Source organism: Variovorax gossypii, from assembly GCF_003965815.1.
In the GTDB taxonomy this organism is placed as follows: Bacteria; Pseudomonadota; Gammaproteobacteria; order Burkholderiales; family Burkholderiaceae_C; genus Variovorax; species Variovorax gossypii.
Genome location: NZ_RXOE01000006.1, coordinates 84635 through 109083, shown reverse-complemented (window position 1 = coordinate 109083; position 24449 = coordinate 84635). Strand labels below are relative to the sequence as shown.

21 protein-coding genes are annotated in these 24449 nt (G+C 68.7%); 8 read left to right on the top strand and 13 right to left on the bottom strand.

What is annotated here, in order from left to right; translation table 11 throughout:
* Positions 1-6: 6 nt before the first annotated feature.
* The gene (locus EJP69_RS21140; RefSeq protein ID WP_126472411.1) at positions 7-993 is read right to left on the bottom strand and encodes a Bug family tripartite tricarboxylate transporter substrate binding protein; all 987 of its coding nucleotides are present in this window, start codon (positions 991-993) and stop codon (positions 7-9) included.
* 124 nt (positions 994-1117) lie between these two features.
* Between EJP69_RS21140 and EJP69_RS21135 the strand changes: the two genes are divergently transcribed.
* Positions 1118-2047, top strand: a complete 930-nt coding sequence (locus tag EJP69_RS21135) for a LysR family transcriptional regulator (RefSeq protein ID WP_093209234.1) — start codon at positions 1118-1120, stop codon at positions 2045-2047.
* Here the strand turns inward: EJP69_RS21135 and EJP69_RS21130 are convergent.
* The 11 genes from EJP69_RS21130 to argE all read right to left on the bottom strand — a co-directional run bounded on the left by EJP69_RS21130 (position 2032) and on the right by argE (position 15378).
* Positions 2032-2334: a Dabb family protein gene (locus EJP69_RS21130; RefSeq protein ID WP_126472410.1), complete on the bottom strand. Its 303-nt coding sequence runs from the start codon at positions 2332-2334 to the stop codon at positions 2032-2034. The two genes, EJP69_RS21135 and EJP69_RS21130, sit on opposite strands and share 16 nt — an antisense overlap.
* 122 nt (positions 2335-2456) lie before the next feature.
* Complete coding sequence (locus EJP69_RS21125) at positions 2457-3215, bottom strand: slipin family protein (RefSeq protein ID WP_093209229.1); 759 nt, start codon at positions 3213-3215, stop codon at positions 2457-2459.
* Positions 3216-3288: 73 nt separating this feature from the next.
* Positions 3289-4452 carry an acyl-CoA dehydrogenase family protein gene (locus tag EJP69_RS21120; protein WP_126472409.1) on the bottom strand — a complete coding sequence of 388 codons (1164 nt, stop codon included), beginning with the start codon at positions 4450-4452 and terminating at the stop codon, positions 3289-3291.
* 7 nt (positions 4453-4459) lie between these two features.
* Positions 4460-5620, bottom strand: coding sequence for an acyl-CoA dehydrogenase family protein (locus tag EJP69_RS21115; protein WP_126472408.1), 1161 nt, complete (start codon positions 5618-5620; stop codon positions 4460-4462).
* A gap of 51 nt (positions 5621-5671) precedes the next feature.
* Complete coding sequence (locus EJP69_RS21110; protein WP_126472407.1) at positions 5672-6574, bottom strand: SDR family oxidoreductase; 903 nt, start codon at positions 6572-6574, stop codon at positions 5672-5674.
* A gap of 37 nt (positions 6575-6611) precedes the next feature.
* Positions 6612-8567 (bottom strand): acetyl/propionyl/methylcrotonyl-CoA carboxylase subunit alpha, encoded by a 1956-nt coding sequence (locus EJP69_RS21105; RefSeq protein ID WP_126472406.1) that lies wholly within the window; start codon positions 8565-8567, stop codon positions 6612-6614.
* Positions 8564-10174 (bottom strand): acyl-CoA carboxylase subunit beta, encoded by a 1611-nt coding sequence (locus tag EJP69_RS21100; protein WP_126472405.1) that lies wholly within the window; start codon positions 10172-10174, stop codon positions 8564-8566. Before EJP69_RS21100 ends, EJP69_RS21105 begins: the two co-directional genes overlap by 4 nt.
* A gap of 97 nt (positions 10175-10271) precedes the next feature.
* Positions 10272-11045, bottom strand: a complete 774-nt coding sequence (locus EJP69_RS21095; protein ID WP_093209214.1) for an MHYT domain-containing protein — start codon at positions 11043-11045, stop codon at positions 10272-10274.
* A 136-nt stretch (positions 11046-11181) separates the two neighbouring features.
* A complete protein-coding gene (locus EJP69_RS21090) occupies positions 11182-12840 on the bottom strand; it encodes a hypothetical protein (RefSeq protein WP_126472404.1) in 1659 nt (552 codons plus the stop codon).
* A 113-nt stretch (positions 12841-12953) separates the two neighbouring features.
* Positions 12954-14237 (bottom strand): DUF445 domain-containing protein, encoded by a 1284-nt coding sequence (locus EJP69_RS21085; RefSeq protein ID WP_240652252.1) that lies wholly within the window; start codon positions 14235-14237, stop codon positions 12954-12956.
* Positions 14212-15378 carry an acetylornithine deacetylase gene (gene argE, locus EJP69_RS21080; RefSeq protein ID WP_126472403.1) on the bottom strand — a complete coding sequence of 389 codons (1167 nt, stop codon included), beginning with the start codon at positions 15376-15378 and terminating at the stop codon, positions 14212-14214. Before argE ends, EJP69_RS21085 begins: the two co-directional genes overlap by 26 nt.
* Positions 15379-15483: 105 nt before the next feature.
* Between argE and EJP69_RS21075 the strand changes: the two genes are divergently transcribed.
* The 4 genes from EJP69_RS21075 (at position 15484) to EJP69_RS21060 (ending at position 19647) form a co-directional block, all read left to right on the top strand.
* Positions 15484-16680 carry a glycerophosphodiester phosphodiesterase gene (locus EJP69_RS21075; protein WP_093301384.1) on the top strand — a complete coding sequence of 399 codons (1197 nt, stop codon included), beginning with the start codon at positions 15484-15486 and terminating at the stop codon, positions 16678-16680.
* Between the two features lie 18 nt (positions 16681-16698).
* Entirely contained in the window at positions 16699-17199 is a 501-nt protein-coding gene (locus tag EJP69_RS21070; RefSeq protein WP_126472402.1) for a nucleoside deaminase, read from the top strand.
* 103 nt (positions 17200-17302) lie between these two features.
* Positions 17303-18505, top strand: a complete 1203-nt coding sequence (locus EJP69_RS21065) for a M20 aminoacylase family protein (RefSeq protein ID WP_126472401.1) — start codon at positions 17303-17305, stop codon at positions 18503-18505.
* A gap of 50 nt (positions 18506-18555) precedes the next feature.
* Positions 18556-19647, top strand: coding sequence for a M14 family metallopeptidase (locus EJP69_RS21060; protein ID WP_093209198.1), 1092 nt, complete (start codon positions 18556-18558; stop codon positions 19645-19647).
* 108 nt (positions 19648-19755) lie between these two features.
* Here the strand turns inward: EJP69_RS21060 and EJP69_RS21055 are convergent, their stop codons facing one another.
* The gene (locus EJP69_RS21055) at positions 19756-20883 is read right to left on the bottom strand and encodes an ABC transporter substrate-binding protein (protein WP_093301388.1); all 1128 of its coding nucleotides are present in this window, start codon (positions 20881-20883) and stop codon (positions 19756-19758) included.
* A 51-nt stretch (positions 20884-20934) separates the two neighbouring features.
* Here EJP69_RS21055 and EJP69_RS21050 point away from each other — a divergent pair, with 51 nt between their 5' ends.
* Genes EJP69_RS21050 through EJP69_RS21040 form a run of 3 tightly spaced genes read left to right on the top strand, consistent with a single transcriptional unit; the run spans position 20935 to position 24444 of the window.
* A complete protein-coding gene (locus EJP69_RS21050; RefSeq protein WP_126472400.1) occupies positions 20935-22998 on the top strand; it encodes a molybdopterin-containing oxidoreductase family protein in 2064 nt (687 codons plus the stop codon).
* The gene (locus tag EJP69_RS21045) at positions 22995-24134 is read left to right on the top strand and encodes an aminopeptidase (protein ID WP_126472399.1); all 1140 of its coding nucleotides are present in this window, start codon (positions 22995-22997) and stop codon (positions 24132-24134) included. The genes EJP69_RS21050 and EJP69_RS21045 overlap by 4 nt, the downstream gene beginning before the upstream one ends.
* Positions 24127-24444, top strand: a complete 318-nt coding sequence (locus tag EJP69_RS21040; protein ID WP_093209190.1) for a polyhydroxyalkanoic acid system family protein — start codon at positions 24127-24129, stop codon at positions 24442-24444. The genes EJP69_RS21045 and EJP69_RS21040 overlap by 8 nt, the downstream gene beginning before the upstream one ends.
* Positions 24445-24449: the final 5 nt, after the last annotated feature.

Sequence of the window (24449 nt, the reverse complement as noted above, 5' to 3'; positions counted from 1 at the left end):
CGCGGCTCAGGGCGACTCGTAGCCGATGGTCTTGACGAGGTCGCGGTAGCGCGCGATCTCGGCCGCATAGAACTTCTCGCCTGCCTCGAGGCTCATCGGCTCGAAGACGGTCTTGGCCTGCGATTCCAGCTGCGCGCGCGCCTGCGGGTTCTTCAGCGCGGCGGCGATCGCGGCGTTGAGCCGCTCGGCCACGGGCCGCGGCGTGCCCTTGCGCACCATGTAGGAGGTCCAGATGCCGAAGTCGAAGTCCTTCATGTCCTTGCTCTGCGCGCTGGTCTGCAGCGTGTCGAAGGGCGCGGGCAGCCGCCTGCCCGGCGACAGCGAGCCGATCACGCGCAGGCGTCCCTGCTTCACGTAGTCGGCATAGAAGGCCTGGTAGGGCATGAAGGCGAAGTCGATCTGCCCGCCGATCAGGTCCTGGATGATGGGCGCGCCGCCCTTGTAGGGCACGTGCGTGACGGGTGCGCCCGTGCGCCTGGTGAAGAGTTCGCCCAGCAGGTGGTAGAGCGTGCCCGGGCCCGGAGTGCCGTAGCTCAGCGGCGCGTCCTTGCGCGAGCGCGCCAGTGCCACGAACTCGTCGAGCGAATGGGCCGGCAGCTGGCTGTTGACCACCAGCACCAGCGGCGAGGTGGCCACCGGTGCGATCCACTGGAAGTCCTCGGGCTTGTAGCGCGTGCTCTTGTTGACCAGCCCCGAAAGGATCAGCTCGTTGGGCGAGCCCTGGAACAGGTAGTGACCGTCGGCCGGCGCCGCCAGCACCTTGGCTGCGGCGATGGCGCCGGTCGCACCGCCGATGTTCTCGACGATCACCTGTCCGCCGAGCTCCTTGCCGACCAGGTCGTTCAGCGCCCGTGCGGTGAAGTCGCTCGCCGCGCCCGCCGGGTAGGGAACCATCATCGTGACGACCTTCGAGGGGTAGGGCGCCTGCGCCATCGCTGCGGCACCGCAGCCTAGAAAAGCCAGCGCGCAGAGCCATCGACCGAACCGCTTCATGGGGAATTCCTTGGTCCAAAGTAGTACGCGATGGATGCTAGGAATCGGGCTTCTATCTGTCCAATGCATTGTTTTTGTCATTACCATGAGCAGACCTCATGCATGTGACAACGGACGGCCCGCCATGAACCTCCAGCAACTCGACCACCTGCTCGCACTCGCCGAAACCGGCTCCTTCAGCCGCGCATCCGAGAAAGTGCACCTGACGCAGCCGGCGCTCAGCCGCAGCATCCAGATGCTCGAGCAGGAGCTCGGCATGCAGCTCGTCGACCGTGTCGGCAAGCGCAACGAACTCACGCCGTTCGGCGCGATGGTGCTGGCGCGCGCCAAGCGCATCTCGATGGAAACGCACGAGCTCAAGCGCGCCGCCGCGCTGCTGGCCGATGGGCAGGCAGGCGTGGTGCGGCTGGGGCTCGGTGCGGCGCCCGGGGCGTTGTTCTCGTCGCCGCTGCTGATCCACATGCTGAGAAACCATCCGCGCGTGGGCCTGCAGCTGCATGGCGGCGGGCCCGAACTGCAGCTGGCGGCGCTGCGAGCGCGCACGCTCGATGCACTGGTGCTGACATACCGGGCGGTGTCGCCGCGCGAAGACCTGCACATCGACGTGCTGCCGACACTGCGCTCGGGCTTCGTCTGCCGGCGCGGCCATCCGTTGCTGGCGTCGCGCCGCGGCAAGCCGGTTCGCTTCGACGAGCTGGTGCGCTATCCGGTGGTCTCGACGATGGTCAGCGACGACGTGGCGCGCATCCTGGTGGAGCGCTACGGCAGCGACGCGAGTCCGCAGCGCTGGCTGCATGTGTCGTCGGAAGACATCGGCGCGTTGATCGAGGCCGTGCGCGGCACCGATGCGATCTTCCTGGGAGTGCTCGCGGCCACCCGTGCGCTGCAGGACAACGGCGATCTGGCCGAGTTGAAGGTGGAGCCCGCGGCGGGGCTCAGCGCGCAGTTCGCCTTCGTGACGCTGGAAGGCCGGACCGAAGCGCCTGCGTTGCGTCTGGTGCGGGAGTTCTGCGTCGGGCTCGCGCAGGCGGGGGCCGATCAGTCGGCCGCGTAATCCACCTGATGCCGCGCGATCCGCAGGTCGCCCAGCTCCTCCCGCACGCGAAGGTGCGCCGGATGCGTGGCATAGCCGTCCAGCGAGGCCTGACTGTCGAACTCGCTGTAGAGCACCACGTCGCAGGCGTAGTCCACGCGGCTCGAGTCGATGCCCACTTCCATGTGCAGCAGGCCCGGGATCTGGCCGCGCAGCGATTCGAACTTGTGCTTGAGCAGCTGCGTGGCCTGCTGTTTCTGCGCCGGCGAATCGGCGCGCAGGTTCCACATCACGATGTGCTTGAACATGGATCGGGCTTGTCTGGAAATGAAGGAGCGAAAGTCGTGCGGTCGATCGTAGGCACGCCGCGCGCGAAACACCAGACGCCGCGCCCGGCGCCGGTGAAGAACAGTTTTCCGCTTTCGCGTCGTCAGGCGGGCTTGGCCAGGAATCTCGCCAGCAGGTCCACCGGCAGCGGGAACACGATGGTGGTGTTCTTGTCGGCGCCGATGACGGTGAGCGTTTCCAGGTAGCGCAGCTGGATCGCCTGCGGCTCCTGCGCCAGCACGCGCGCGGCCTGCGAGAGCTTCTCGGACGCCTGCAGCTCGCCCTCGGCGTGGATCACCTTGGCGCGCCGTTCGCGTTCCGCCTCGGCCTGCCGCGCGATGGCGCGCACCATCGATTCGGTGAGGTCGATCTGCTTGATCTCCACGTTCGACACCTTGATGCCCCACGAGGCCGTCTGCACGTCCAGCGACTCGCGCACGTCGAGGTTCAGTTGCTCGCGCTCCGCCAGCATGTCGTCGAGCTGGTGCTTGCCGAGCACCGAGCGCAGGGTGGTCTGCGCCAGCTGGCTGGTGGCGTTGAAGAAGTCCTTGACCTGGATGATGGCCTTCTCGGCGTCGATGATGCGGAAGTAGACGACCGCGCTGACCTTCACCGACACGTTGTCGCGCGAGATCACGTCCTGGGTGGGTACTTCGAGCACCACGGTGCGCAGATCCACGCGCACCACCTGCTGGATGGCCGGAATCACGAGCACCAGGCCTGGCCCCGAGACGCGCGAAAAGCGGCCGAGGGTGAAGACGACACCGCGTTCGTACTCCCGGAAGATCCAGATCGCGGAAAAGAGCAGCACCGCCAGCAGGACCACGATGACGGCGCCGGTGACTGAGGTGAGAGAGAGCATGACGGTCTCCTGCGACCCAGCGAAAGCGCTGGATGGTTGGACACCTGGCGCGCGGCGGCGTTCCGCGCGGCGCCTACCAGCCCATCTGCCGGGCCGCCAGCTCCTTCATGATCTCCTCGGCCCCGCCGCCGATCATCATCACCTTGACCTCGCGGTAGACGCGTTCGCTCACCGTGCCTCGCATGAAGCCCATGCCGCCGAGGATCTGCACCGCCTGGTCGGCGCAGAACTGCATGGTCTGCGTGGCGTGGTTCTTCAGCATGCAGATCTGCGCGACCCATTCGGGCGCGTTGTGGCGCCCGGCCGCCTCGAGCGCGTCGCCCTCGGCCGACACCGCCTCGATCCACGCCTCGGTGGAAGCGATGCGCATCTGCATGTCGACCAGCTTGTGGCGCACCGCCTGGTGCTCGACGAGCGCGGCGCCGAAAGTCTTGCGCTCGCGCGCCCAGGCCAGGGCTTCGTCGAAGCAGGCCTGCGAGAAGCCCAGGGCGCCCGCGGCGAGGCCGATGCGCTCGCCGTTGAAGTTGCCCATGATCATGCGGAAGCCTTCGCCTTCGTTCCCTAGCAGGTAGCGCGCGGGGGCGCGCACGTTGTCGAAGTGCAGCGTGGCGGTGTCGGAGCACAGCCAGCCCATCTTCGAGAGGCGCGTGCGCGTGAGGCCCGGCGTGTCGCCCGGCACCAGCAGCATCGAGATGCCGCCGGCGCCGCGCCCCTCGCCGGTGCGCACGGCCACGGTGATCCAGTCGGCGCGCATGCCGGAGGTGATGAAGGTCTTCTCGCCGTTGACGACATAGTGGTCGCCTTCGAGCCGCGCCGTCGTGCGAAGGGCCGCCACGTCGGAGCCGCCGCCGGGCTCGGTGATGGCCAGCGCCGCGATCTTCTCGCCGCGCAGCACCGGCGGCACGACCTCGCGGCGTACCTCGTCGCCGGCATGCAGCACCACCGGCGGAAGGCCTATGTTGTGCGAGAACAGGCTCGCGAGCACGCCGCCGCTCTTGCCATGGCGCGCGAGCGCGATCCACGCGGGCAGCTTGAGCGAGTACGAGGCGGGCGTGCCGCCGAGTTCTTCCGGATAGCCCAGGCCCAGCAGCCCGAGTTCGGCGGCTCGCGCATAGAGTGCGCGCGGAAACTCGCCCGCGTCGTCCCACGCCTGCACGTGCGGCGCGATCTCGCTTTCGGCGAAGCGCCGCACCGTGTCGGCGAGCGCAGCGCGGTCGGCTTGCAGTTCGGCGTCCATGCCGTGTTCAGCCGCGCGGCGGGCGCTTGGCGATGCCCATGGTCTTCGCGAGGATGCCGAGCATCACCTCGTCGGCGCCGCCGCCGATGGAGCCCAGCCGGCCGTCGCGGTACAGCCGCGACACGCGGTTCTCCAGCGTGAAGCCCATGCCGCCCCAGAACTGCAGGCAGGTGTCGGCCACCTGCCGCGTGAGCCGGCCGGTCTTGAGCTTGGCCATCGACGCGAGTTCGAGCACGTCCTCGCCCTTCACGTGCAGGTCGCAGGCGCGATAGGTGAGCGCGCGCAGCGCTTCAACCTCTGTCTTGAGTTCGGCCAGCTTGAACTGCACCCATTGCTGATCGGCCAGCGTGGCGCCGAACATCTGCCGCTGCTGCGCCCACTCGATGGTCTGCGCGATGCAGTCTTCCATCGACTCCAGCGAACTCGCCGCGGCCCACAGCCGCTCTTCCTGGAACTGCTGCATCTGGTAGACGAAGCCCTGGCCCTCCTCGCCGATGCGGTAGCGCTGCGGCACGCGCACGTTGTCGAAGTAGATGAGCCCGGTGTCGCTCGAATCCATGCCGATCTTGCGGATCTTCTTCGCCTTCTCGATGCCCGGCAGGTTCATCGGCACCATGACGAGCGACTTGTTGCGGTGCACCGGGCCGTCGCTGGTGTTGACCAGCATGCACATCCAGTCGGCCTGCAGGCTGTTGGTGATCCACATCTTCTGGCCGCTGATGAGGTAGTCGCCGCCGTCCTTGCGCGCGTGGCTCTTCAGGCCTGCCACGTCGCTGCCCGCGCCGGGCTCGCTCACGCCGATGCAGCCGACCATGTCGCCGGCAATGGCGGGGGCGAGGAACTCGCGGCGCAGCTCGTCGCTGCCGAAGCGCGCGAGCGCGGGCGTGCACATGTCGGTCTGCACGCCGATGGCCATCGGCACGCCGCCGCAGGAGATGTGGCCCAGCGCCTCGGCCATGGCCATCGCGTACGAATAGTCCAGGCCCGCGCCGCCGAAGGCCTCTGGCTTGTTCAGGCCGAGCATGCCGAGGTTGCCGAGCTTCTTGAAGACCTCGTGCGCCGGGAAGATCTCGGCCGCCTCCCATTCGTCCACATGCGGGTTGATCTCGTCGTCGATGAAGCGGCGCAGGGTCTTCTGGATCTCGAGGTGTTCGTAGCTGTACTGCATGAATTGGTCTCCGGTCGATCTTTCGTTCGTTCGCTTGTTCTCTCGTTGTCCCTACTTGTCCTGGAACACGCGCGGCGCCTGCGCCAGATGGAAGCCGTCGAAGGGCTTCACCGCCGTGCGCTGCTGCGCCTGTGCATCGGGAATCGCCATCGGCCAGCCCATGCGCACCTGCGGTCGCGCGCCGTCCACACGCAGCACGCTGCCGCTGATGAAGCTGGCCGCGGGGCTCAGCAGGAATGCGATGGCGGCGGAGGCCTCGGCCTCGTTGCCGAAGCGGCCCGCGGGCACGGTCTTGCGCATGGCGCGCAGCATGTCGCCGGCCTCGGGCGGATAGTGGTCCATGCCGCTCGACGCGATGTAGCCCGGCGCCACCGCGTTCACGCGCACGCCGCTCGCGGCCCATTCGAGCGCGGCGGTCTCGGTGAAGCTCACCATGCCCGCGCGCGCCGCGCCGCTGTGGCCCATGTTGGGCATGGAACCCCACATGTCGGCCACGATGTTGACAATGGCGCCGCCATTGGCCTGCATGCTCTGCAGGTAGCACTCGCGCGCGACCAGGAAGCCGCCTGTGAGGTTGGTGTGGATCACCGCTTCCCAGCCCTTGGCCGAGATCGCATGCAGCGGCGTGATGTACTGGCCGCCCGCGTTGTTGACGAGACCGTCGATGCGGCCGTGTTCCGTAACGATGGCAGCCACCGCCGCACGCACCGCGTCTTCGTTGCGGATGTCGAAGGCCTGCGTGGAAGCCTTGCCGTCGGCGGCCTCGATCTCGGCGCGCACCGTGTCGAGCTTCTCGGGCTTGCGGCCGACCAGCACCACCTGCGCGCCCAGAGAGGCGAGTTCGTGCGCGGTGCAGCGGCCGATGCCGGAGCCGCCGCCGGTGACGACGATGACCTGCCCGTCGAACAGGCCGGGCGCGAAGACGGAGCGGTAGCGGGAGGAGGGTGAAGTCATGCGGTTGGCTTTCGGAAAGACGCGGGGGCTGGCCCCGTCATGCATCGGCGACCTGCGCGACCACGTGCCGCGCCGCCACCTGCGCACCCACGGCGACATGCAGGGCGACCCGCCCGGCGCGCGGCGCGCAGTGCACGTGTTCCATCTTCATCGCTTCCAGCGTGACGATCGGCTGGCCCGCGGCGACCGCGTCGCCCTCGGTCACCAGCAGCGCGATCACGCGGCCGTTCATGGAGGCGCGCAGCAGGCCGTCGCCGCCGCTGCCGTCCGCACGGGTGGCGGCGACGTGCGTGAGATCGTCCAGCTGGTGCGCCTGCCCGTCGTGGTGGAAGAACACGCGGCCGTCGCGCCGCGCGACGAAGGCCTGCGCGGATACGCCGGTGCACGAGAAGCGAAGGTTGCCGTCGCCCGGCAGTGCGAGCAGCGCAAGCCGCACCGGATCGCCGCCGTCCAGCGCGGTGTCGAAGCTGCCGGCGCCGCGCGGCGTCACGCGGGCCGCGTGCACCTTGCCGTCGAGCGAGAAGCGCAGGGCGTTGGGCAGCGTGTGGGCCAGCGGCGAGGGCCAGCCGCGTTCGCCCAGCTGGAGCAGCAGCGCGGCGAGCAACGCTGCGCGTGCCTGGTCCGCCGGGTCGACGGCGAGCAGCGCGTCGAGATGGTCGCCGACGAAGGCGGTGGTCGCCCCGCCACTCGCGAAGACATCGTGCGACAGTGCGCGCCGCAGCAACTGCTGGTTGGTGGGAATGCCGAGCGCGACCGTGTCCTGCAGGCCTGCGGCGAGCCGCTGCCTTGCCTCGTCGCGCGTGCGGCCGTGGGCCACCAGCTTGGCGATCATCGAGTCGTAGAAGGGCGGCACTTCGGCGCCGTCATGCAGCGCGTGCTCGGTGCGCAGCGCGGCGGAGGGTCGCCATGCGGCCAGCGTGCCGCTCTGCGGCATGAAGCCCTGCAGCGGGTCTTCGGCGCACAGTCGTACCTCGATCGCGTGGCCTGAGATGCGCACGTCCCGCTGCGCAATCGGCAGCGACTCGCCGGCCGCGACGCGCAGCTGCAGCTCGACCAGGTCGAGTCCTGTCACGGCCTCGGTCACCGGGTGCTCCACCTGCAGGCGCGTGTTCATTTCCATGAACCAGTACTGGCCCTCGGCGTCGAGCAGGAATTCGAGCGTGCCCGCGCCTTCGTAGCCGATGGCCTTCGCAGCGGCCACGGCGGTGGCGCCCATGCGTTCGCGCAGCGCTTCGGACACCGCCGGCGAGGGCGCTTCCTCGATCACCTTCTGGTGCCTGCGCTGCACCGAGCAGTCGCGTTCGCCGAGATGGATGGCATTGCCGTGCCGGTCTGCGAACACCTGCACCTCGACGTGGCGCGGCGCGACGATGGCGCGCTCCAGGATCACGGTGGCGTCGCCGAATGCATTGAGCGCTTCCGACTGCGCGCTGCGCAGTTGCTCGGCGAAGTTCGCGGCTGAAGTGACGAGCCGCATGCCGCGCCCGCCGCCGCCGGCCGTGGCCTTGATCATCACGGGCCAGCCGATGCGCGCGGCTTCGGCGGCAAGCGTCTTTTCGCCCTGGTCCCCGCCCTGGTAGCCCGGAATGCAGGGCACGCCCGCCGCCTGCATCAGCCGCTTGGCGCCGGCCTTGTCGCCCATCGCGCGGATGGCTTCGGGCGAGGGGCCGATGAAGACCAGGCCCGCGTCGCGGCAGGCCTGCGCGAATGCGGCGTTCTCGGCGAGGAAGCCGTAGCCGGGGTGCACAGCGTCGGCACCGCTGGCGCGCGCGGCCTCGACGATCGCGGCGATGTTCAGGTAGCTCTGCGCGGGCAGCGGCTCGCCGATGTGCACCGATTCGTCGGCGAAGCGCACGTGCTGCGCGTCGACGTCGGCGCTGGAGTACACGGCCACCGTGCGATGGCCCATGGCGCGCGCGGTGCGCATCACGCGCATCGCGATCTCGCCGCGGTTGGCGATCAGGATCTTGTGGAATCTGGTGGTGCTGCTCATGGACGTGCCACCCCGAACTGCATGGGTTGCGTCGTGCGGGCGTCGGCGTCGCGGCACACCGAGAGCACTTCGGCCAGCACCGCGCGCGTGTCGCGCGGGTCGATCACGCCGTCGTCCAGCAGCAGCGCGCTGGTGGTGAACACGCTCATCTGCCGGTCGAAGCGCTCGACGATCTGCTGCTGCATCGCGTCGAGCTTCGCCTGGTCGACCGCGCCCTTGCGCGCCATGCCGGCCTCCATCACGATGGCCATGGTCTTCGCCGCCTGCTCTCCGCCCATCACGGCGGTGCGCGCGTTGGGCCAGCTGAAGCAGAAGCGCGGCGCGAAGCCCCGGCCGCACATGCCGTAGTTGCCCGCGCCGTACGAGGCGCCGCAATGCAGCGTGATCTGCGGCACCGTGGCGTTGGTCACGGCCTGGATCATCTTCGCGCCGTGCTTGATGATGCCGGCCTCCTCGTGCGCGCGGCCCACCATGTAGCCGGTGATGTTCTGCAGGTAGACGATGGGCGTGCGCGACTGGCAGCAGGCCTGGATGAAGTGCGTGGCCTTGGTGGCGCCGTCGGAGTCGATGGGGCCGTTGTTGGTGATGATGCCCACGGCGTGCCCCTCGAGACGGATGTGGCCGCAGACGGTGGCGCTACCGTAGTGCTCGCTGAACTCCAGGAACTCGGAGCCGTCGGCGATGCGCGCGATGACCTCGCGCATGTCCACCGGCCGCCGCCCGTCGGTCGGCATGATGCCGAGCAGGTCTTCGGCGTCGTAGCGCGGCGCAGCGAAGGTGCGCGGCTTTTCTTCGCGTGCCCAGTCGATGCCGCCGAGGATCGAGCGAGCGATGCGGATGGCGTCGCGGTCGTCCTCCGCGAGGTAGTCGCCGAGGCCCGAGACGTGGGTGTGCATCACGGCGCCGCCCAGTTCTTCCTCGGTGGCGATCTCGCCGGTGGCGGCCTTCAGCAGCGGCGGCCCCGCGAGAAAGGCGCGAGTGCGGTCGCGCACCATCACGATGTAGTCGGACAGGCCCGTCTGGTAGGCGCCGCCGGCGGTCGAGGAGCCGTGCGTCACCGTCACCACCGGCAGCCCCGCGGCAGAGAGCCGTGCGAGGTTGCGGAAGATGTTGCCGCCGCGCACGAAGTCCTGCACGCGGTACTGCATGAGGTTGGCGCCGGCGCTTTCCACGAGCTGCACGTAGGGCAGCCTGTTCTCCAGCGCCATTTCCTGCACGCGCAGCTGCTTGTCTAGCCCCATGGGCTGCAGCGCGCCGGCGTCGATGCCCGAGTCCGACGCATTGACCATGCAGCGCACGCCCGACACGTAGCCGATGCCGGAGATCAGGCCGCCGCCGGGAACGCTCTTCGAGAGATCGGGGTTGTCCTGCCCCAGTCCCGCGAGCGAAGCCAGCGGCAGGAAGGGCGCGCCGGTGTCCAGCAGCAGCGCGATGCGCTCGCGCGGCAGCAACTGGCCGCGCCTGGCGAAGCGCTCGGCCGAGGCGCCGGAGGCCGCGACGGCGCGGGCTTCGTGCTCGCGCACCTGGCCGAGCAGCGCCAGCATGCTGGCACTGTTGGCCCGGAAGGTGTCGCTGGCCGCTTGCAGCCGGGATTCGATGACTGGCATGTGAGAGTCCGTGCAGATCGTTTTTTTCGCTCTGCACGGACTCTAGGACGCGGGCGCGGCGCCCGCTTGCGCTTACTGGCTGGTGCCCGTCGGGCGGTCAGCCGGCGCGGGCGCGCCGGGGCGCGACCGGGGTGTCGAGGCTGCTGCCCGTGACCACCCAGTAGATGAAGATCAGCACCGCGCCGGCCGTGCCGAACACCGTGAGGCCCATGTAGCTGCCGCCGATGGCCAGCGCGTCGACCGGCGCCGCGGCGGTGCAGACCATGCTGGCCGCGCTCATGCCCACGTAGTGCATGGTGCAGACCGCCACGCCCATCACCGCGGCGGCCGCCACCTTGTGCGTGAACTTGCGCAGGTTGAAGGCGAGCCAGAGGGCGGCTCCGGCCGCGGTGACGGCGATCAGCACCGACAGCCCGACCGTCGCCAGGTCGAAGTTCATCGAGGCGCGCATGTTCATCGCGAACATGCCCATGTAGTGCATCACGCACACGCCCAGGCCCGCCAGCAGGCTGCCCGCGAGCCAGCCCGGCTTGCTGAACTTGCGCCGTCCGCCGGCCATGTAGAGCGCGATGCCCGAGATCAGGATGGCCGCCACCAGCGACACCACCGTCAGCGGCATGTTGTACGAGATGGCCACCGGCAGCCGGTACGCCAGCATGCCGATGAAGTGCATCGACCAGATGCCGATGCCGCCCAGCGCCACCGCCGCGCAGGTCACGACGGCGAGGTTGGGCTTGCCGTCCGCGCCGACCATCCGGCCGGCGCAGATCAGGGCCACCAGCGAGCCCGCGAAGGAGATGAGGAAGGAAAGCGCCACCATGCCCAGGGAGTACTCGGGCGACAGGATCTGGCCTACGACGAGCGGAGTCATGCGATGTCCCTTTCAGGTCAAAAGAGCGTTTCGCGGACCCCCGGTCGCCGGATGCGAACGGGACGCCGCAAGACGTCCCGCGCAGTCTGTAATGTTTGTTTTAAAAAGTAAACCGAAATTTACACTTATTGTTACGCTACCTTACCGGCCTGATTCGATATATCGCATTGTTGCGATCGGCCGCCATGTAGATCGTGCCGTCGGCGCCCACGGCGACGCCCGTGACCACGTAGGGCGGAGGCAGTCCGGGGCCGGCCGCGACGCCGATCGGCAGGTTCTCGGCGACGGTGCGGCGCGTGCCGTCAGGCGCGATTTCCACCAGCCGGCGCGCCGCGCTCTCGGCCACGACGAAGCTACCCCAGGGCGTCTGCGCCACGCCCTCGGGCAAGGCCAAGCCTTCGGCTACCGCGCGCAGCGGCGAGCTGGCGTCCAGTGGAATGCGCAGCAGCCTGCCGGCCGCCTCGGTCACGTAGAGCGCGCCGTCCCGGCCGACGATCATCTGCACCGGGCCGTTCAGGCCGCTGGCGAGCACTGACTTCTGTGCGAACTTCGGCCCGCTGGCGCGGGTGATGCTGCCGGTGGCGATCTCGGCGTAGATCACGCTGCCGTCCGGCATGGGGATGGCGTCGAAGGGCGCCTTCAGGCCGTGGATGGTGTCGACCGTCTTCAGGGTGCGCCGGTCCACCAGCTGCACCGAGCCCGTGAACCACGAGGTCAGCGCGAAGAGCTTCGGCGAGAGGCCGACGGCGAACGGATAGTCGAGATCGGGGTCGCGCTGCATGCGGAACACGTCGCGCACTTCGCCGGTGCGCACGTCGACCTGGCGGAAGCCGAAGACGTCGGCCACCCAGAGGTCGTTGCCGTCGAGCTTCATGCCGGCCGGCGCCGCCACCTTGCCGCTGGTGAGCGTGCGCAGCTCGCCGGTGGCGGGGTTGAAGGCCTGCACCTCGTTGTTCGCCATGTTGGAGACGTAGATGGTCCCGTCGGGCGTGTCCTTGGCTATGGCCAGGTTGTCCAGCGACGGCCGCAACTGCTTCGCGACCGTCTTGCGGCCGGTGGCCAGCTCCACCCGCACCAGCTCGCCGCTGCGCGTGTCGACCACCCAGAGGTTGCCCTTGCCGTCGAGGTTGGCCGCGGCCGGGATCTTGAAGCCGTCGGCGATCACGGTCATGTTGCCGTTCGCCGGATCGATCTTCACGACCTGGCCCTTGAACCACAGCGGCCCGTAGAGCATGCCGTCGGGGCCGGCCTCGAAGCCGTTGAAGCCGCCCATGTCCTTCTTGATGAGCCGGGGCGGCTTCTGGCCCTCGCGGTCGATCTCCCACAGTGCGTCGCCCAGGAACACCTGCGAGGCGTAGAGCCTGCCGTTGCGGCGGTCGAAGTCGAGCGAGTTGATGCCGGGCAGGTCCTTGGCCAGCACGCGCATGGGGGCGGTGTCGCTCTCGCGGTAGCGCACGATGCCCATGAGGTAGTTGGTCCAGGCCAGCTCGCCCTTCGGGCCTACGGCGATGTCGTCCGCCTGGCCTTCAGGCGCGTCGATGAACACCCTGGCCGCGCCGGTGCTGCGGTCTACCTCCCACATCGTGTTGCCGAGCACGGAGCCTGCCAGCAGCCGGCCCTTGGCGTCGACGGCCAGCCCGTGCACGCCCATGAAGGCAGACGGGGCGACCAGCGCCTCGGGCGCGGCCCACGAGGCGGGCCGGGTGGCCGATGGCGGCGCGAGGCTGCTGCAGGCGCCCAGCAGGGCGAGGGTGGCGGTCAGCGCAATGGCGCCGAGACTGCTTCGACGGGGCATGGTTGGCGTCTCCTCTTGTTGATGCGCGAAGCAGTCTAGGAGCCCGACCGGGCCGTGGAGTCCCGCCGGGGACAGGATGCGGACTTTCGTCCGCTGTGGATTACCCGCGGGCTTCAGCCGCGCAGCAGCTGCGTGGCCGTGTGGATCAGCAGCCCCACCAGCCCGCCCACCAGCGTGCCGTTGATGCGGATGAACTGCAGGTCGCGCCCGATGTGGCGCTCGAGCTCGACCGTCATCTCCTGTGCGTTCCACTCGCCCACGCGCTCCTCGATGTAGCGGCGGATGTCCTCGCGGTAGCGCTCGATGGCCAGCGGCGCGGCCGCCTCGATCTGCTCGTTGATCCAGCGGCGGATGGCCTCGTCGCCCTGCAGCCGCGTGCCCAGCGCGCCGGCCATCGACGCGATGCGCTGGCGGATGGCCGAGTCGCCGCGGCCCAGGTCGTCGTGCAGCCACGCCAGCAGCTCGCCCCACAGCCCGTGCAGGTAGTCGCCCAGGGCAGGGTGCGCGACCAGCTCGGCGCGGATCTGCTCGCCGCGCTGCTGGAACTCGGGGTCGAGCTTCAGGCGCACCACGAAGTCGTCGACGAAGTGATCGAAGCGCCTGCGCATCGGGTGATCGGGCTCGGCCGCGAGCTCTCCGATGGTGCGTGCCACGGCCGCGACGATCTTGCGCGTGGCCAGCTTGGCGGCGACCTGGTCGAGGCCCACGTAGCGCAGCGTCTTGATCTCGCGCGCGATGGCCTCGGTGATGTGGGCCTGCGCCTCCTCGCCTTCGAGCAGGCCGGCCACCTGCTGCAGCACGTCGTCGAGCAGCGCCTGGTGGCGCCCGCCGGCGGTGAGCGCGTCCAGCGCCTGGCCGGTGAGGCGCGAGAGGTCGATCTTCGCGAGGCCCGCCGCGGCGGCGCGGCCCATGAAGTCGCGCACGCGCTCGTCGTCGAAGGCCGAGAGCCCGTAGCGCGTGGCGGCCACGCCCCATTCGCCGAGCTTCTCGCCGCTGGCGGGCCGCGCGAGCCAGTCGGCGATGCGGCCGGCCGCGTCGAACTGCCGCAGCTTGGCGAGCACCTGCCCGGTGCTCAGGAAGTTGTCGCAGATGAAGCCCGCGAGCTTGGCGCCGATGCGGTCCTTGTTGCTCGGGATGATGGCCGTGTGCGGAATCGGCAGGCCCAGCGGATGACGAAAGAGCGCCACCACCGCGAACCAGTCGGCGATGGCGCCGACCATCGCGGCCTCGGCGAAGGCCGCCACGTAGCCCCAGGCCGGATGGCGGTCGTGCAGCACGCTCGCCACCGCGTAGAGCAGAGCGGCGCCGCAAAGCAGGCCGAGCGCGACGCGCTTCATGCGCCGCGATGCGTCGTTGTTGTTGTCGCCGCGGTCAGCCAATGCTCGGCGTGGACGCAAGGCGCTCCATGAACAGCTCGCAGCGCGCGAGCTGCTCGAGGCTCACGTATTCGTCGGGCTGGTGCGCCTGCTCGATGCTGCCGGGTCCGCACACCACGGTGGGGATGCCGGCGTTCTTGAAAAGACCCGCTTCGGTGCCGAAGGCCACCAGCGTGGTGCGCTCTTCGCCGGCGAGGCGCTGCGCCAGTTTGGTGATGGGGTTGTCGGCCGCGCCGAGGAAGCTCGGGATCTCGCAGATGGTCTCGAAGCTGAAGCCCGTGTCGGGCGCCACCTTCTTCATCGCGGGCTCGAGGCTGCCCGCATAGGCGACCACCTCGGCCTGCATCTTCCCGGCATCGGCGGTGGGAAGATCGCGGAATTCATAGCGGAACTCGGCGTCGCGCGGCACCACGTTGTCGGCGATGCCGCCGTGGAACTGGCCCACGCTCGCGGTGCTGAAGGGCACGTCGAAGCCCTCGTAGCGCGCCTCGCTGCGCTCGAAGCCCTCGGCCATGTCGCGCACCTTGCCGATCACTCGGGCCGCCATCTCGATGGCGTTGACCGACTTCGGCGTGAGCGAGGAGTGCGCTTCCTTGCCGCGCACGCAGCACTTGTAGCGGTACACGCCCTTGTGCGCGATGGCGGGCACCATGCTGGTGGGTTCGCCCACGATGCAGGCGACAGGCTTGATGCCTGCATCGCGCATGTCGGCGATGAGTTCCTTCACGCCGAAGCAGCCGATTTCTTCCTCGTAGCTGAAGGCGAAGTGCACCGCGAAGGGGGCGTCGCTTTCCAGGAAGCGCTTCGCGTTCGACAGCGCGATGGCGATGAAGCTCTTCATGTCGGCCGAGCCGCGCCCATAGAGGCGCTCGTTCTGCACCACGGCGGACAGCGGGTCGACGCTCCAGTCCTGCCCGTCCCATGGCACCGTATCGGTGTGGCCCGAGACGATCACGCCGGCCGGCTTGCCCTCGCCCAGCGTGGCGAACAGGTTCGCCTTGGTGCGTTCGGCGTTGTAGGTGATGCGGCTCTTGACGCCCAGGGCCGCGAGGTGGCTCTGCGCGAAGTCGATCAGTTCGAGGTTGCTGTTGGCGCTGATGGTGTTCATGCGCACCAGGGTCTGGGCCAGCAGCAGGCTTTGGGGGGAAAGCGTATGGAGCATGCAACACATTCTCCCGGAAGTCGGCTCCATGCGCGCGCCGAGGTCGAAGCTGTCACGCTAAACGGGTACCCTGCGCCTCTTCTTTTGAACGGAGAAACAAGGACCATGCGCACCTTTCAGATCGCCCTGACCGCAACCGCCGCCATTGCCCTGGCAGCCTGCAGCAGCACCGGAGGCCCCTCCAGCGGCGGCAAGCTGCTGACGCTGGACGGCAAGCCGCCGCTGGTCATTGCCCATCGTGGTGCATCGGGCTATCTGCCGGAGGAAACGCTCGAAGCCTATGCCCGCGCCATCGAACTCGGCGCCGACGTGATCGAGATGGACCTGATCTCCACCAAGGACGGCGTGCTCATCGCCCGCCACGACCCCAACCTCGCCATCAGCACCGACGTGGCCAAGCACCCCCGCTTCGCCTCGCGCAAGAAGACCATCAAGGTCGACGGCGAAACCCAGACCGGCTGGTTCAGCAACGACTTCACGCTGGCCGAGATCAAGACCCTGGGCGCCATCTCCACCGACGCCGAGCGCCCGCAGGAATTCAACGGCAAGTACAAGGTGCCGACCTTCCAGGAGATCATCGACTTCGCCAAGGCCAAGTCGAAGGAAACCGGCCGCACCATCGCCATCTACCCCGAGACCAAGAACCCGACCTACTTCCGCGACCTCGGCCTGCCGATGGAAGACAAGGTCATCGCCGCCATCAACGCGGCCGGCTGGAACAGCAAGACCGCGCCCATCTACGTGCAGTCCTTCGAGCCGGGCAGCCTCAAGTACATGAAGAGCAAGGGCCTGAACACCAGGCTCATCCAGCTGATCGACGGCGACAGCGTCGACCTGAAGACCGGCGCGGTCACCTTCGCGGTGCCCAGCGACCGTCCCTACGACTGGACCAAGGCCGGCGACAAGCGCAACTTCGACGCCATGGTCACGCCCGCGGGCCTGGCCGAGATCAAGACCTATGCCGACGGCATCGGCCCCTGGAAGCGCTACATCGTGAGCATCAAGGGCACCATCGGCGCCGACGGCAAGCCGGTGGACGTCAACAAGGACGGCAAGATCAACGACGCAGACGCCACCTCCACGGCGCCCACCTCGCTGATCGCCGACGCGCACAAGGCGGGCCTGTTCGTGCACCCCTTCACCTTCCGCAACGAGTCGCGCCGCCTGGCCTCCGACTACAACAAGGACGGCAAGAACGAATACGGCGTGTACTACAAGCTCGGCGTGGACGGGGTGTTCACCGACTTCACCGACACCGCGCTGGCCGCGCGCGCCGACTACCTGAAGAGCATCGGCCGCTGACCGGGGTATCGTCCGCGCATGACCACCGACGACCTGTCCCCGCGCGACCTCGAACTGCTTCGCATGGCCATCCGCCTGTCGGACGAGTCGAAGGCGCGCGGGCGCCATCCCTTCGCCGCGCTGGTGGCCAACGAGCACGGCGAGGTGGTGGTCACCGCGGGCAACAACTCGATGCCGCCCGAGGGCGACCCCACGCAGCACGCCGAGCTGGTGGCGGCCGCGCAGGCCGCGCGGCTGCTCACGCCCGAGGAACTCGCGCGCTGCACGCTCTTCACCAGCGCCGAGCCCTGCTGCATGTGCGCTGGCGCGATCTACTGGACCAACATCGGGCGCGTGGTCTACGCGCTCTCGGAACACGCGCTGCTCGGCCTGACCGGCGACCATCCCGAGAACCCGACCTTTTCGCTTCCCTGCCGCGAAGTCTTCGCGCGCGGGCAACGGCGCGTCGAGGTGATCGGGCCGTTGCTCGAGCAGGAAGCCGCGGCGCCGCACGTGGGCTTCTGGACGGCCGGGCACTGAGTAAAGGCCCACGCATGTCCCGGCAGCCCTCTCGGGCTGCGTGTTTTCCGAGGTGCCCCGAAACGCCATAGTGGATAGACTGGCGTTTTGAGACGACCACCCCATGAAACTCATCGATTCGATCGTCACGCAGGCGGCCGGCATCGCCGCCGTCCGACGTGACCTCCACGCTCATCCCGAACTCTGCTTCGAAGAAGTCCGCACCGCCGACGTGGTGGCAGGCAAGCTCACCGAATGGGGCATTCCCATCCACCGCGGCCTGGGCACCACCGGCGTGGTGGGCATCGTCAAGAACGGCACCAGCAACCGCGCGGTCGGCCTGCGCGCCGACATGGACGCGCTGCCCGTCACCGAGCTCAACACCTTCGCCCACGCCAGCAAGCACCACGGCAAGATGCACGCCTGCGGCCACGACGGCCACACCGCGATGCTGCTCGCGGCCGCGCAGCACCTGTCGAAGCACCGCAACTTCGACGGCACCGTCTACCTGATCTTCCAGCCGGCCGAGGAAGGCGGCGGCGGCGCCCGCGAGATGATCAAGGAAGGCCTCTTCGAGAAATTCCCCATGGATGCCGTGTTCGGCATGCACAACTGGCCCGGCATGAAGGCCGGCCAGTTCGCCGTGAGCCCCGGCCCGGTGATGGCCTCGGGCAACAAGTTCTTCGTCAACGTGATCGGCAAGGGCGGCCACGCGGCGCTGCCGCAGACCGGCGTCGATCCGGTGCCGATCGCCTGCGAGATCGTGCAGGCCTTCCAGACCATCCTCACGCGCAAGATGAAGCCGACCGATTCGGCCGTGATCTCGGTCACCACCATCCATGCGGGTGAAACCAACAACGTGATTCCCGACAACTGCGAGCTGTCGGGTACGGTGCGCACCTTCTCCATCGAGGTGCTCGACATGATCGAGGCGCGCATGAAGAAGATCTGCGACAACATCTGCGCCGCGCACGACGCGACCTGCGAGTTCCGCTTCGAGCGCTACTACCCGCCCACCATCAACACCGAGGCCGAGGCCGACTTCGCGCGCCGCGTGATGGGCGGTGTCGTCGGCGCCGAGAACGTGCTGAAGCAGGAGGCCGCCATGACCTCGGAAGACTTCGCCTTCATGCTGCAGGCCAAGCCCGGCGCCTACGCCTTCATCGGCAACGGCGACGGCGCGCACCGCGACGTGCACCACGGCGAAGGTCCGTGCACGCTGCACAACGCGAGCTACGACTTCAACGACGATCTGATCCCGCTGGGGGCCACCTGCTGGGTGCAGATCGCGGAGCAGTTCCTCAAGCCCGGCGGCGCCGCGGCCTGATCGCCCGACCACCCTGATCGCCTGATCCACCGAGAAAGGTCCTGCGCCACATGATCGGAATCGCCGAAGCCTTTTCGCCGCGCTACGCGCAGGCGCGCCAGAAATTCCTGCAGGGCTGCGTGAGCGCCGGCCTCACGGTCGAGCCGCATGCCCATCCGCTCAAGGGGCGCGAGGGCGAGGAGCTCTCGATGGACGTGGCGCTCGACGGCGCACCCGATGCGCAGAACCTGCTGGTCGTCAGCAGCGCATGCCATGGCGTCGAGGGCCATTGCGGCAGCGGCGTGCAGGTGTTCGCGCTGCACGACGCCGAATGGCGCGAGAAGGCGAAGGCGCAGGGCGTGGCGGTGCTGTACGTGCATGCGCTCAATCCGCACGGCTTCTCGTACGGCCGTCGCGTGACGCACGAGAACGTCGACCTCAACCGCAACTTCATCGACTTCTCGAAGCCGGTGCCGGTCAACGAGCCCTACGCGAAGCTGCACGAGCTGCTGTTGCCCGACACCTGGCCGCCCACGCCGGAGAACCAGGCGGCCATCGAGAAGTGGATAGGCAAGCACGGCACCACCGCTTACCAGGCGGCAGTGACCAGCGGGCAGTACCAGTTCGACGACGGCCTGTTCTACGGCGGCAAGGCGCCGACCTGGAGCAACAAGACCATCCGCGATGTGCTGCGCCGCCATGCCGGCCGCGCGAAGCGCATCGCGTGGATCGACCTGCACACGGGGCTGGGCCCGAACGGCCTGGGCGAACGCATCTTCGCCTGCCGCGACGACAAGGTCGCCTATGCGCGCGCCAACGCGTGGTGGGGCACGCCGGCCGCGCCAGTCACCTCGATCTACGACGGCTCCTCCACTTCGGCGCTGCTGCGCGGGTTGATGTGGGATTCGGTGTACGAGGAATGCCCGCAGGCCGAATACACCGGCATCGCGCTCGAATACGGCACGCTGCCGATCCTGGAAGTGACCGGCGCGCTGCGCGCCGACCACTGGCTGCACAAGCATCCGCAGGCGCCGGCCGAGCTGGCGGACGGCATCCGGGCGCGGATGCTGGAAGCCTTCTATACGGACACCGACGCCTGGCGCGGACAGATCGTCAGCCAGGCGCGCCAGGCCATGTTCCAGGCCGTCGACGGGCTGAGCTGACCCACCACCCCCAGGCTTCGCGCACTTCGTGTCGCTTCGCCAACTCCCTCAAGGGGGCAATACCTGCGGCCCGGCAAAGCCGGTTCCGCGGTATTCCACGAAAGAACTTCAAGTCCTGACGCGGCCGTCGCCCGTCAGCATCGAGAGCTCGACGAACTTCGAGCCCACGTGGTTCTTCGCCGAGAACGACACCTCGAAGCCGCCGAACTGCTGGCGGTCGATGCTTTCCAGCCCGGCGATGAGGCTCTCGCGCGTGGGCTTGCCCGGTGCCTTGCGCAGGCCCTCGGTCAGCACCTTCGCGGCCAGGTAGCCTTCCATGCTGGAGAAATTGGCGCTCGCGCCGCCGCCGGCCTTGCGCACCGCTTCGTTGAACTCGCGCGCCAGCGCGTTGGCCTGGTTGTAGGGCGAGGGCACCACCTGCGTCACCATCACGCCGGCCGCGTCCTTGCCCAGCTCGTCCGCCAGCGCCTGCGTGCCCACGAAGGACATGTTGAAGAAGGTGCCGCCGTAGACCGCCTTGCGTGCCTCGCGGATGAAGGCGGCGCAGGCCTTGTACGCGCCCACCTGCACCACCGCGTCGGGCCGCGCCGCCACGATGGTCTTCACCGCCTGCGCCACGTCGGCCGAATTGCGCTCCACGGTGGCCAGCGCCACCGGCTTGAGCTGCTGCTCGGCGAGCGCCAGCGTCACGCCGTCGAGCCCGGCCTTGCCGTAGGCGTCGTTCTGGTAGAAGACCGCGATCTTCTTCAGGCCCAGGTGGGTGAGCTGCTTCACCATCAGCGCCGTCTCGTCGTTGTACGAGGCGCGCAGGTGGAACACGTTCTTCTGGAAGGGCTCGCGCAGCGACATCGCGCCGGTGAAGGGGGCCACGAAAGGCACCTTGTCCTTCGCGGCCAGCGGCAGGGCGGCCAGGCTGGTCGGGGTGCCGACATAGCCGAACAGGGCGAAGGCGTCTTCGTCGATCAGCTTCTGCGTGTTGGCCGCGCAGCGGTCGGGCTCATAGCCGTCGTCCAGGTTCTTGATGACCACGTTGCGGCGGCCCGGCTGGGCGTTGTACTGGTCCAGGAACAGCTTGGCGCCCTGGTGGAACTGGATGCCCAGCTGCGCTGCCGGGCCGGTGAACGGCGCCGACTGGCCGAGCACCAGCGGCGTGTCGCCCTGCGCCCGGGCGATGCCGAAGCCGCCCAGCGTGGCGGCCGCGCCGGCGGCCAGGGAAAAATGACGTCGATTCAACATGATGAAAACCCACTCCCGCGCTCTGATTCGCGCACAAATTAGACTTGCCCGATGGCCCACGCACCGGATACCTCGCTCGAAGAAGCGCCCGCCCAGCCCGCAACGACCACCGTGCTGGGCGCCTGCCCGCACGACTGTCCGGACACCTGCGCGCTGGTCACCACCGTCAGGGACGGCGTTGCCGTGAAGCTGCAGGGCAACCCCGCCCATTCGCACACGGGCGGGGTGCTGTGCACCAAGGTGTCGCGCTACATCGAACGCAACGACCATGCCGAACGGCTGGTGCAGCCCCTGAAGCGCGTCGGCCCCAAGGGAAGCGGCCAGTTCGAGCCGGTGAGCTGGGACGCCGCGCTGGACGACATCGCCGCTAATCTTCGAGTATTACAGGGAAAACCCGAAGCTATTGTCCCCTACAGCTATGCGGGCACCATGGGCCTGGTGCAGGGCGAGTCCATGGACAGGCGCTTTTTCCACAAGCTGGGCGCCACCCTGCTGGACCGCACGATCTGCTCGATGGCCGGCGGCGAGGCCATGCTCTACACGCTGGGCGGCAAGGTCGGCATGCGCATCGAGTTCTTCGTCGAGGCGAAGCTGATCCTGATCTGGGGCAGCAACTCCATCGCCAGCAACCTGCATTTCTGGCGCCACGCCCAGGCCGCCAAGCGCGCCGGCGCGCGGCTGGTGTGCATCGACCCGCGCAGGACCGAGACCGCCGACAAGTGCGACGAGCACATCGCGCTGCTGCCCGGCACCGACGCCGCGCTGGCGCTGGCCCTGATGCACGAGCTGATCGTGAACGACTGGCTCGACCACGACTACATCGCCAGCCACACGCTGGGCTGGGAGCAGCTGCGCGAGCGCGCGCTGCAATGGCCGCCGTCGCGCGCGGCCCAGGTCTGCGGCATTCCCGAAGAGCAGATCGTCTCGCTCGCGAAGGCCTACGGCACCACGAAACCGGCCGCCATCCGCCTGAACTACGGCATGCAGCGCGTGCGCGGCGGCGGCAACGCGGCCCGCGCCGTGGCATGCCTGCCGGCGCTGGTGGGCGCCTGGCGCGACCGCGCGGGCGGCCTGCTGCTGAGCAGCTCGGGCCACTACCCGGTGGACCGCGCCGCGCTGCAGCGCCCCGACCTGCTGGCCGGGCGCAAGCCGCGCACCATCAACATGAGCACCATCGGCGACGCGCTGCTGGACACCGCCAACCCGGTGAAGGCCATCGTGGTCTACAACAGCAACCCGGTGGCGGTGGCGCCCGAGTCGGCCAAGGTGGCGGCGGGCTTCGCGCGCGAAGACCTCTTCACGGTGGTGCTGGAGCAGTTCCGCACCGACACCGCCGACTACGCCGACTACCTGCTGCCCGCCACCACGCAGCTGGAGCACTGGGACATCCACTGCAGCTACGGCCACACCGACGTGCTGCTGAACCGCCCGGCCGTGGCGCCGCGCGGCGAGGCTCGCAGCAACGCCTGGGTGTTCCGCGAACTGGCGAAGCGCATGGGCTTCGACGAGCCCTGCTTCTCCGATTCCGACGAGACGCTGTGCCGCACTGCTTTCGCCGAGCGCAACATCGATTTCTCCGAGCTGTTGGCCCAGGGCTTCAGCAGCCTGAAGCTGCCCGAGGCTCCGTTCGCCGAGGGCCGATTCCCCACGCCCTCGGGCCGCTGCGAGTTCTTCAGCGACCGCCTGCAGGCCATGGGCATGGACGGCCTGCCTGAGCACGTGCCCAACTGGGAGCCGGCAGGCAGCTCGACCGAGTTCCCTCTGGCCATGATCTCGCCACCAGCGCGCAATTTCCTCAACTCGACCTTCGTCAACGTGACGAGCCTGCGCGCCATCGAGGTCGAGCCGCTGCTCGAGATCCACGAGGCCGACGCCGCAGCGCGCGGCATCGAGGACGGGGCGACGGTGCGCGTCTTCAACAAGCGCGGCGAGCACCGCTGCCGCGCCGAGGTCTCGCGCCGCGCACGACAGGGCGTGGTGCACGGCATGGGCATCTGGTGGCGCAAGCTCGGCATGGACGGCACCAACGTCAACGAGCTCACCAGCCAGCGCCTGACCGACATCGGCCGCGGGCCGACCTTCTACGACTGCCTGGTCGAAGTCGAGAAGGTGTGAGGCCTCTTCGCGTTCTTCCGGCGCTCGCGCTCGCCGGTTCGCTGCTCCTGCTCACCGGCTGCGCCGACCTCGGCTACTACTGGCAGTCCGCCAGCGGCCACATCGGCATCATGCGGGCCGCCAAGCCGGTGCCCGAGTGGCTGGCAGACCCGTCGGTGTCGGCCGCGCTGAAGACCAAGCTCGAACTCACGCAGCGCATCCGCAACTTCGCGTCGGCCGAGCTCGGCCTGCCCGACAACGCCAGCTACAAGTCGTACGCCGATCTTCACCGCCCCGCGGCCGTGTGGAACGTGGTGGCGGCGCCGCCGTATTCGCTCACGCTCAAGAGCTGGTGCTTCCCGGTGGCGGGCTGCGTGGGCTATCGCGGCTACTACAGCGAGGAAGCGGCCAAGGCCGAAGCCGAGGAGCAGAAGAAGCAGGACCTGGAAGTGGCCGTGTACCCGGTGCCCGCGTACTCCACGCTGGGCTGGATGAACTGGGCCGGCGGCGATCCGCTGCTGTCCACCTTCATCGGCTATCCCGAGGGCGAGCTGGCCCGCATCGTGTTCCACGAGCTGGCGCACCAGGTGCTCTACGTGGCCGGCGACACGGTGTTCAACGAGTCCTACGCCACGGCGGTCGAGCGCATCGGCGGCGCGATGTGGCTGCAGCGCGAGGCCGGCGACGCGGCGCGGCGCGAGTACGCGCAGTTCGATGCGCAGCGCCAGGATTTCCGCGCGCTCGCGCTCAACACCCGCCGCGCGCTCACGCAGGTCTACGAGTCGCCCGAGGCCAAGGCCAAGGACTGGGCCAGGGTGGACGTCATGAAGCAGGCCGCCATGGCCGACTTCCGCGAACGCTATACCAAGCTGAAGGCCGGCTGGAGCGGCCCGCGCCAGAACGCCTACGACGCCTGGGTGGCGCGCGCCAACAACGCGGCCTTCGGCGCGCAGGGCGCCTACGACGACCTCGTGCCCAGCTTCGAGAAACTCTTCGAGCGCGAAGGCCGCGACTGGCCGCGCTTCTATGCCGAGGTGCGGCGCATCGCCGCGCTTCCCACCACAGAGGAACGCCGCGTCGCCCTGCAGGCAGCGACGGGTATCCTTCAGACCCAGACCAGCCCTGAACACGACAAGACCGGAGATCGCGGTGCCTGACATCCACATCGAACGCAACCACACACTGGGCATCGCACGCGCGCGTGTCGTCGCACGCAAGTGGATCCAGCAGGCCGAGCAGGAGTTCGGCCTCGAATGCGTCTACACGCAGGGCGAGGGCTGCGACACCGCCACCTTCACGCGCGCCGGCATCGACGGCACCGTCGAAGTCACCGACACCACCTTCAAGCTCGACGCGACGCTGGGCTTCCTGTTCAGCAGCTTCAGCGAAATGATCGAGCAGAAGATCACGCGCAACCTCGACGCGATGCTCGAATCGTCTCCCCGGGGCGGCACCCGCCTCGCCTGAGCGCC

Bases quoted from the DNA above. Each gene is read 5' to 3' on its own strand.
- EJP69_RS21140 (WP_126472411.1), bottom strand. From the start codon at position 993: ATGAAGCGGTTCGGTCGATGGCTCTGCGCGCTGGCTTTTCTAGGCTGC.
- EJP69_RS21135 (WP_093209234.1), top strand. From the start codon at position 1,118: ATGAACCTCCAGCAACTCGACCACCTGCTCGCACTCGCCGAAACCGGC.
- EJP69_RS21130 (WP_126472410.1), bottom strand. From the start codon at position 2,334: ATGTTCAAGCACATCGTGATGTGGAACCTGCGCGCCGATTCGCCGGCG.
- EJP69_RS21125 (WP_093209229.1), bottom strand. From the start codon at position 3,215: ATGCTCTCTCTCACCTCAGTCACCGGCGCCGTCATCGTGGTCCTGCTG.
- EJP69_RS21120 (WP_126472409.1), bottom strand. From the start codon at position 4,452: ATGGACGCCGAACTGCAAGCCGACCGCGCTGCGCTCGCCGACACGGTG.
- EJP69_RS21115 (WP_126472408.1), bottom strand. From the start codon at position 5,620: ATGCAGTACAGCTACGAACACCTCGAGATCCAGAAGACCCTGCGCCGC.
- EJP69_RS21110 (WP_126472407.1), bottom strand. From the start codon at position 6,574: ATGACTTCACCCTCCTCCCGCTACCGCTCCGTCTTCGCGCCCGGCCTG.
- EJP69_RS21105 (WP_126472406.1), bottom strand. From the start codon at position 8,567: ATGAGCAGCACCACCAGATTCCACAAGATCCTGATCGCCAACCGCGGC.
- EJP69_RS21100 (WP_126472405.1), bottom strand. From the start codon at position 10,174: ATGCCAGTCATCGAATCCCGGCTGCAAGCGGCCAGCGACACCTTCCGG.
- EJP69_RS21095 (WP_093209214.1), bottom strand. From the start codon at position 11,045: ATGACTCCGCTCGTCGTAGGCCAGATCCTGTCGCCCGAGTACTCCCTG.
- EJP69_RS21090 (WP_126472404.1), bottom strand. From the start codon at position 12,840: ATGCCCCGTCGAAGCAGTCTCGGCGCCATTGCGCTGACCGCCACCCTC.
- argE (WP_126472403.1), bottom strand. From the start codon at position 15,378: ATGCTCCATACGCTTTCCCCCCAAAGCCTGCTGCTGGCCCAGACCCTG.
- EJP69_RS21075 (WP_093301384.1), top strand. From the start codon at position 15,484: ATGCGCACCTTTCAGATCGCCCTGACCGCAACCGCCGCCATTGCCCTG.
- EJP69_RS21070 (WP_126472402.1), top strand. From the start codon at position 16,699: ATGACCACCGACGACCTGTCCCCGCGCGACCTCGAACTGCTTCGCATG.
- EJP69_RS21065 (WP_126472401.1), top strand. From the start codon at position 17,303: ATGAAACTCATCGATTCGATCGTCACGCAGGCGGCCGGCATCGCCGCC.
- EJP69_RS21060 (WP_093209198.1), top strand. From the start codon at position 18,556: ATGATCGGAATCGCCGAAGCCTTTTCGCCGCGCTACGCGCAGGCGCGC.
- EJP69_RS21055 (WP_093301388.1), bottom strand. From the start codon at position 20,883: ATGTTGAATCGACGTCATTTTTCCCTGGCCGCCGGCGCGGCCGCCACG.
- EJP69_RS21050 (WP_126472400.1), top strand. From the start codon at position 20,935: ATGGCCCACGCACCGGATACCTCGCTCGAAGAAGCGCCCGCCCAGCCC.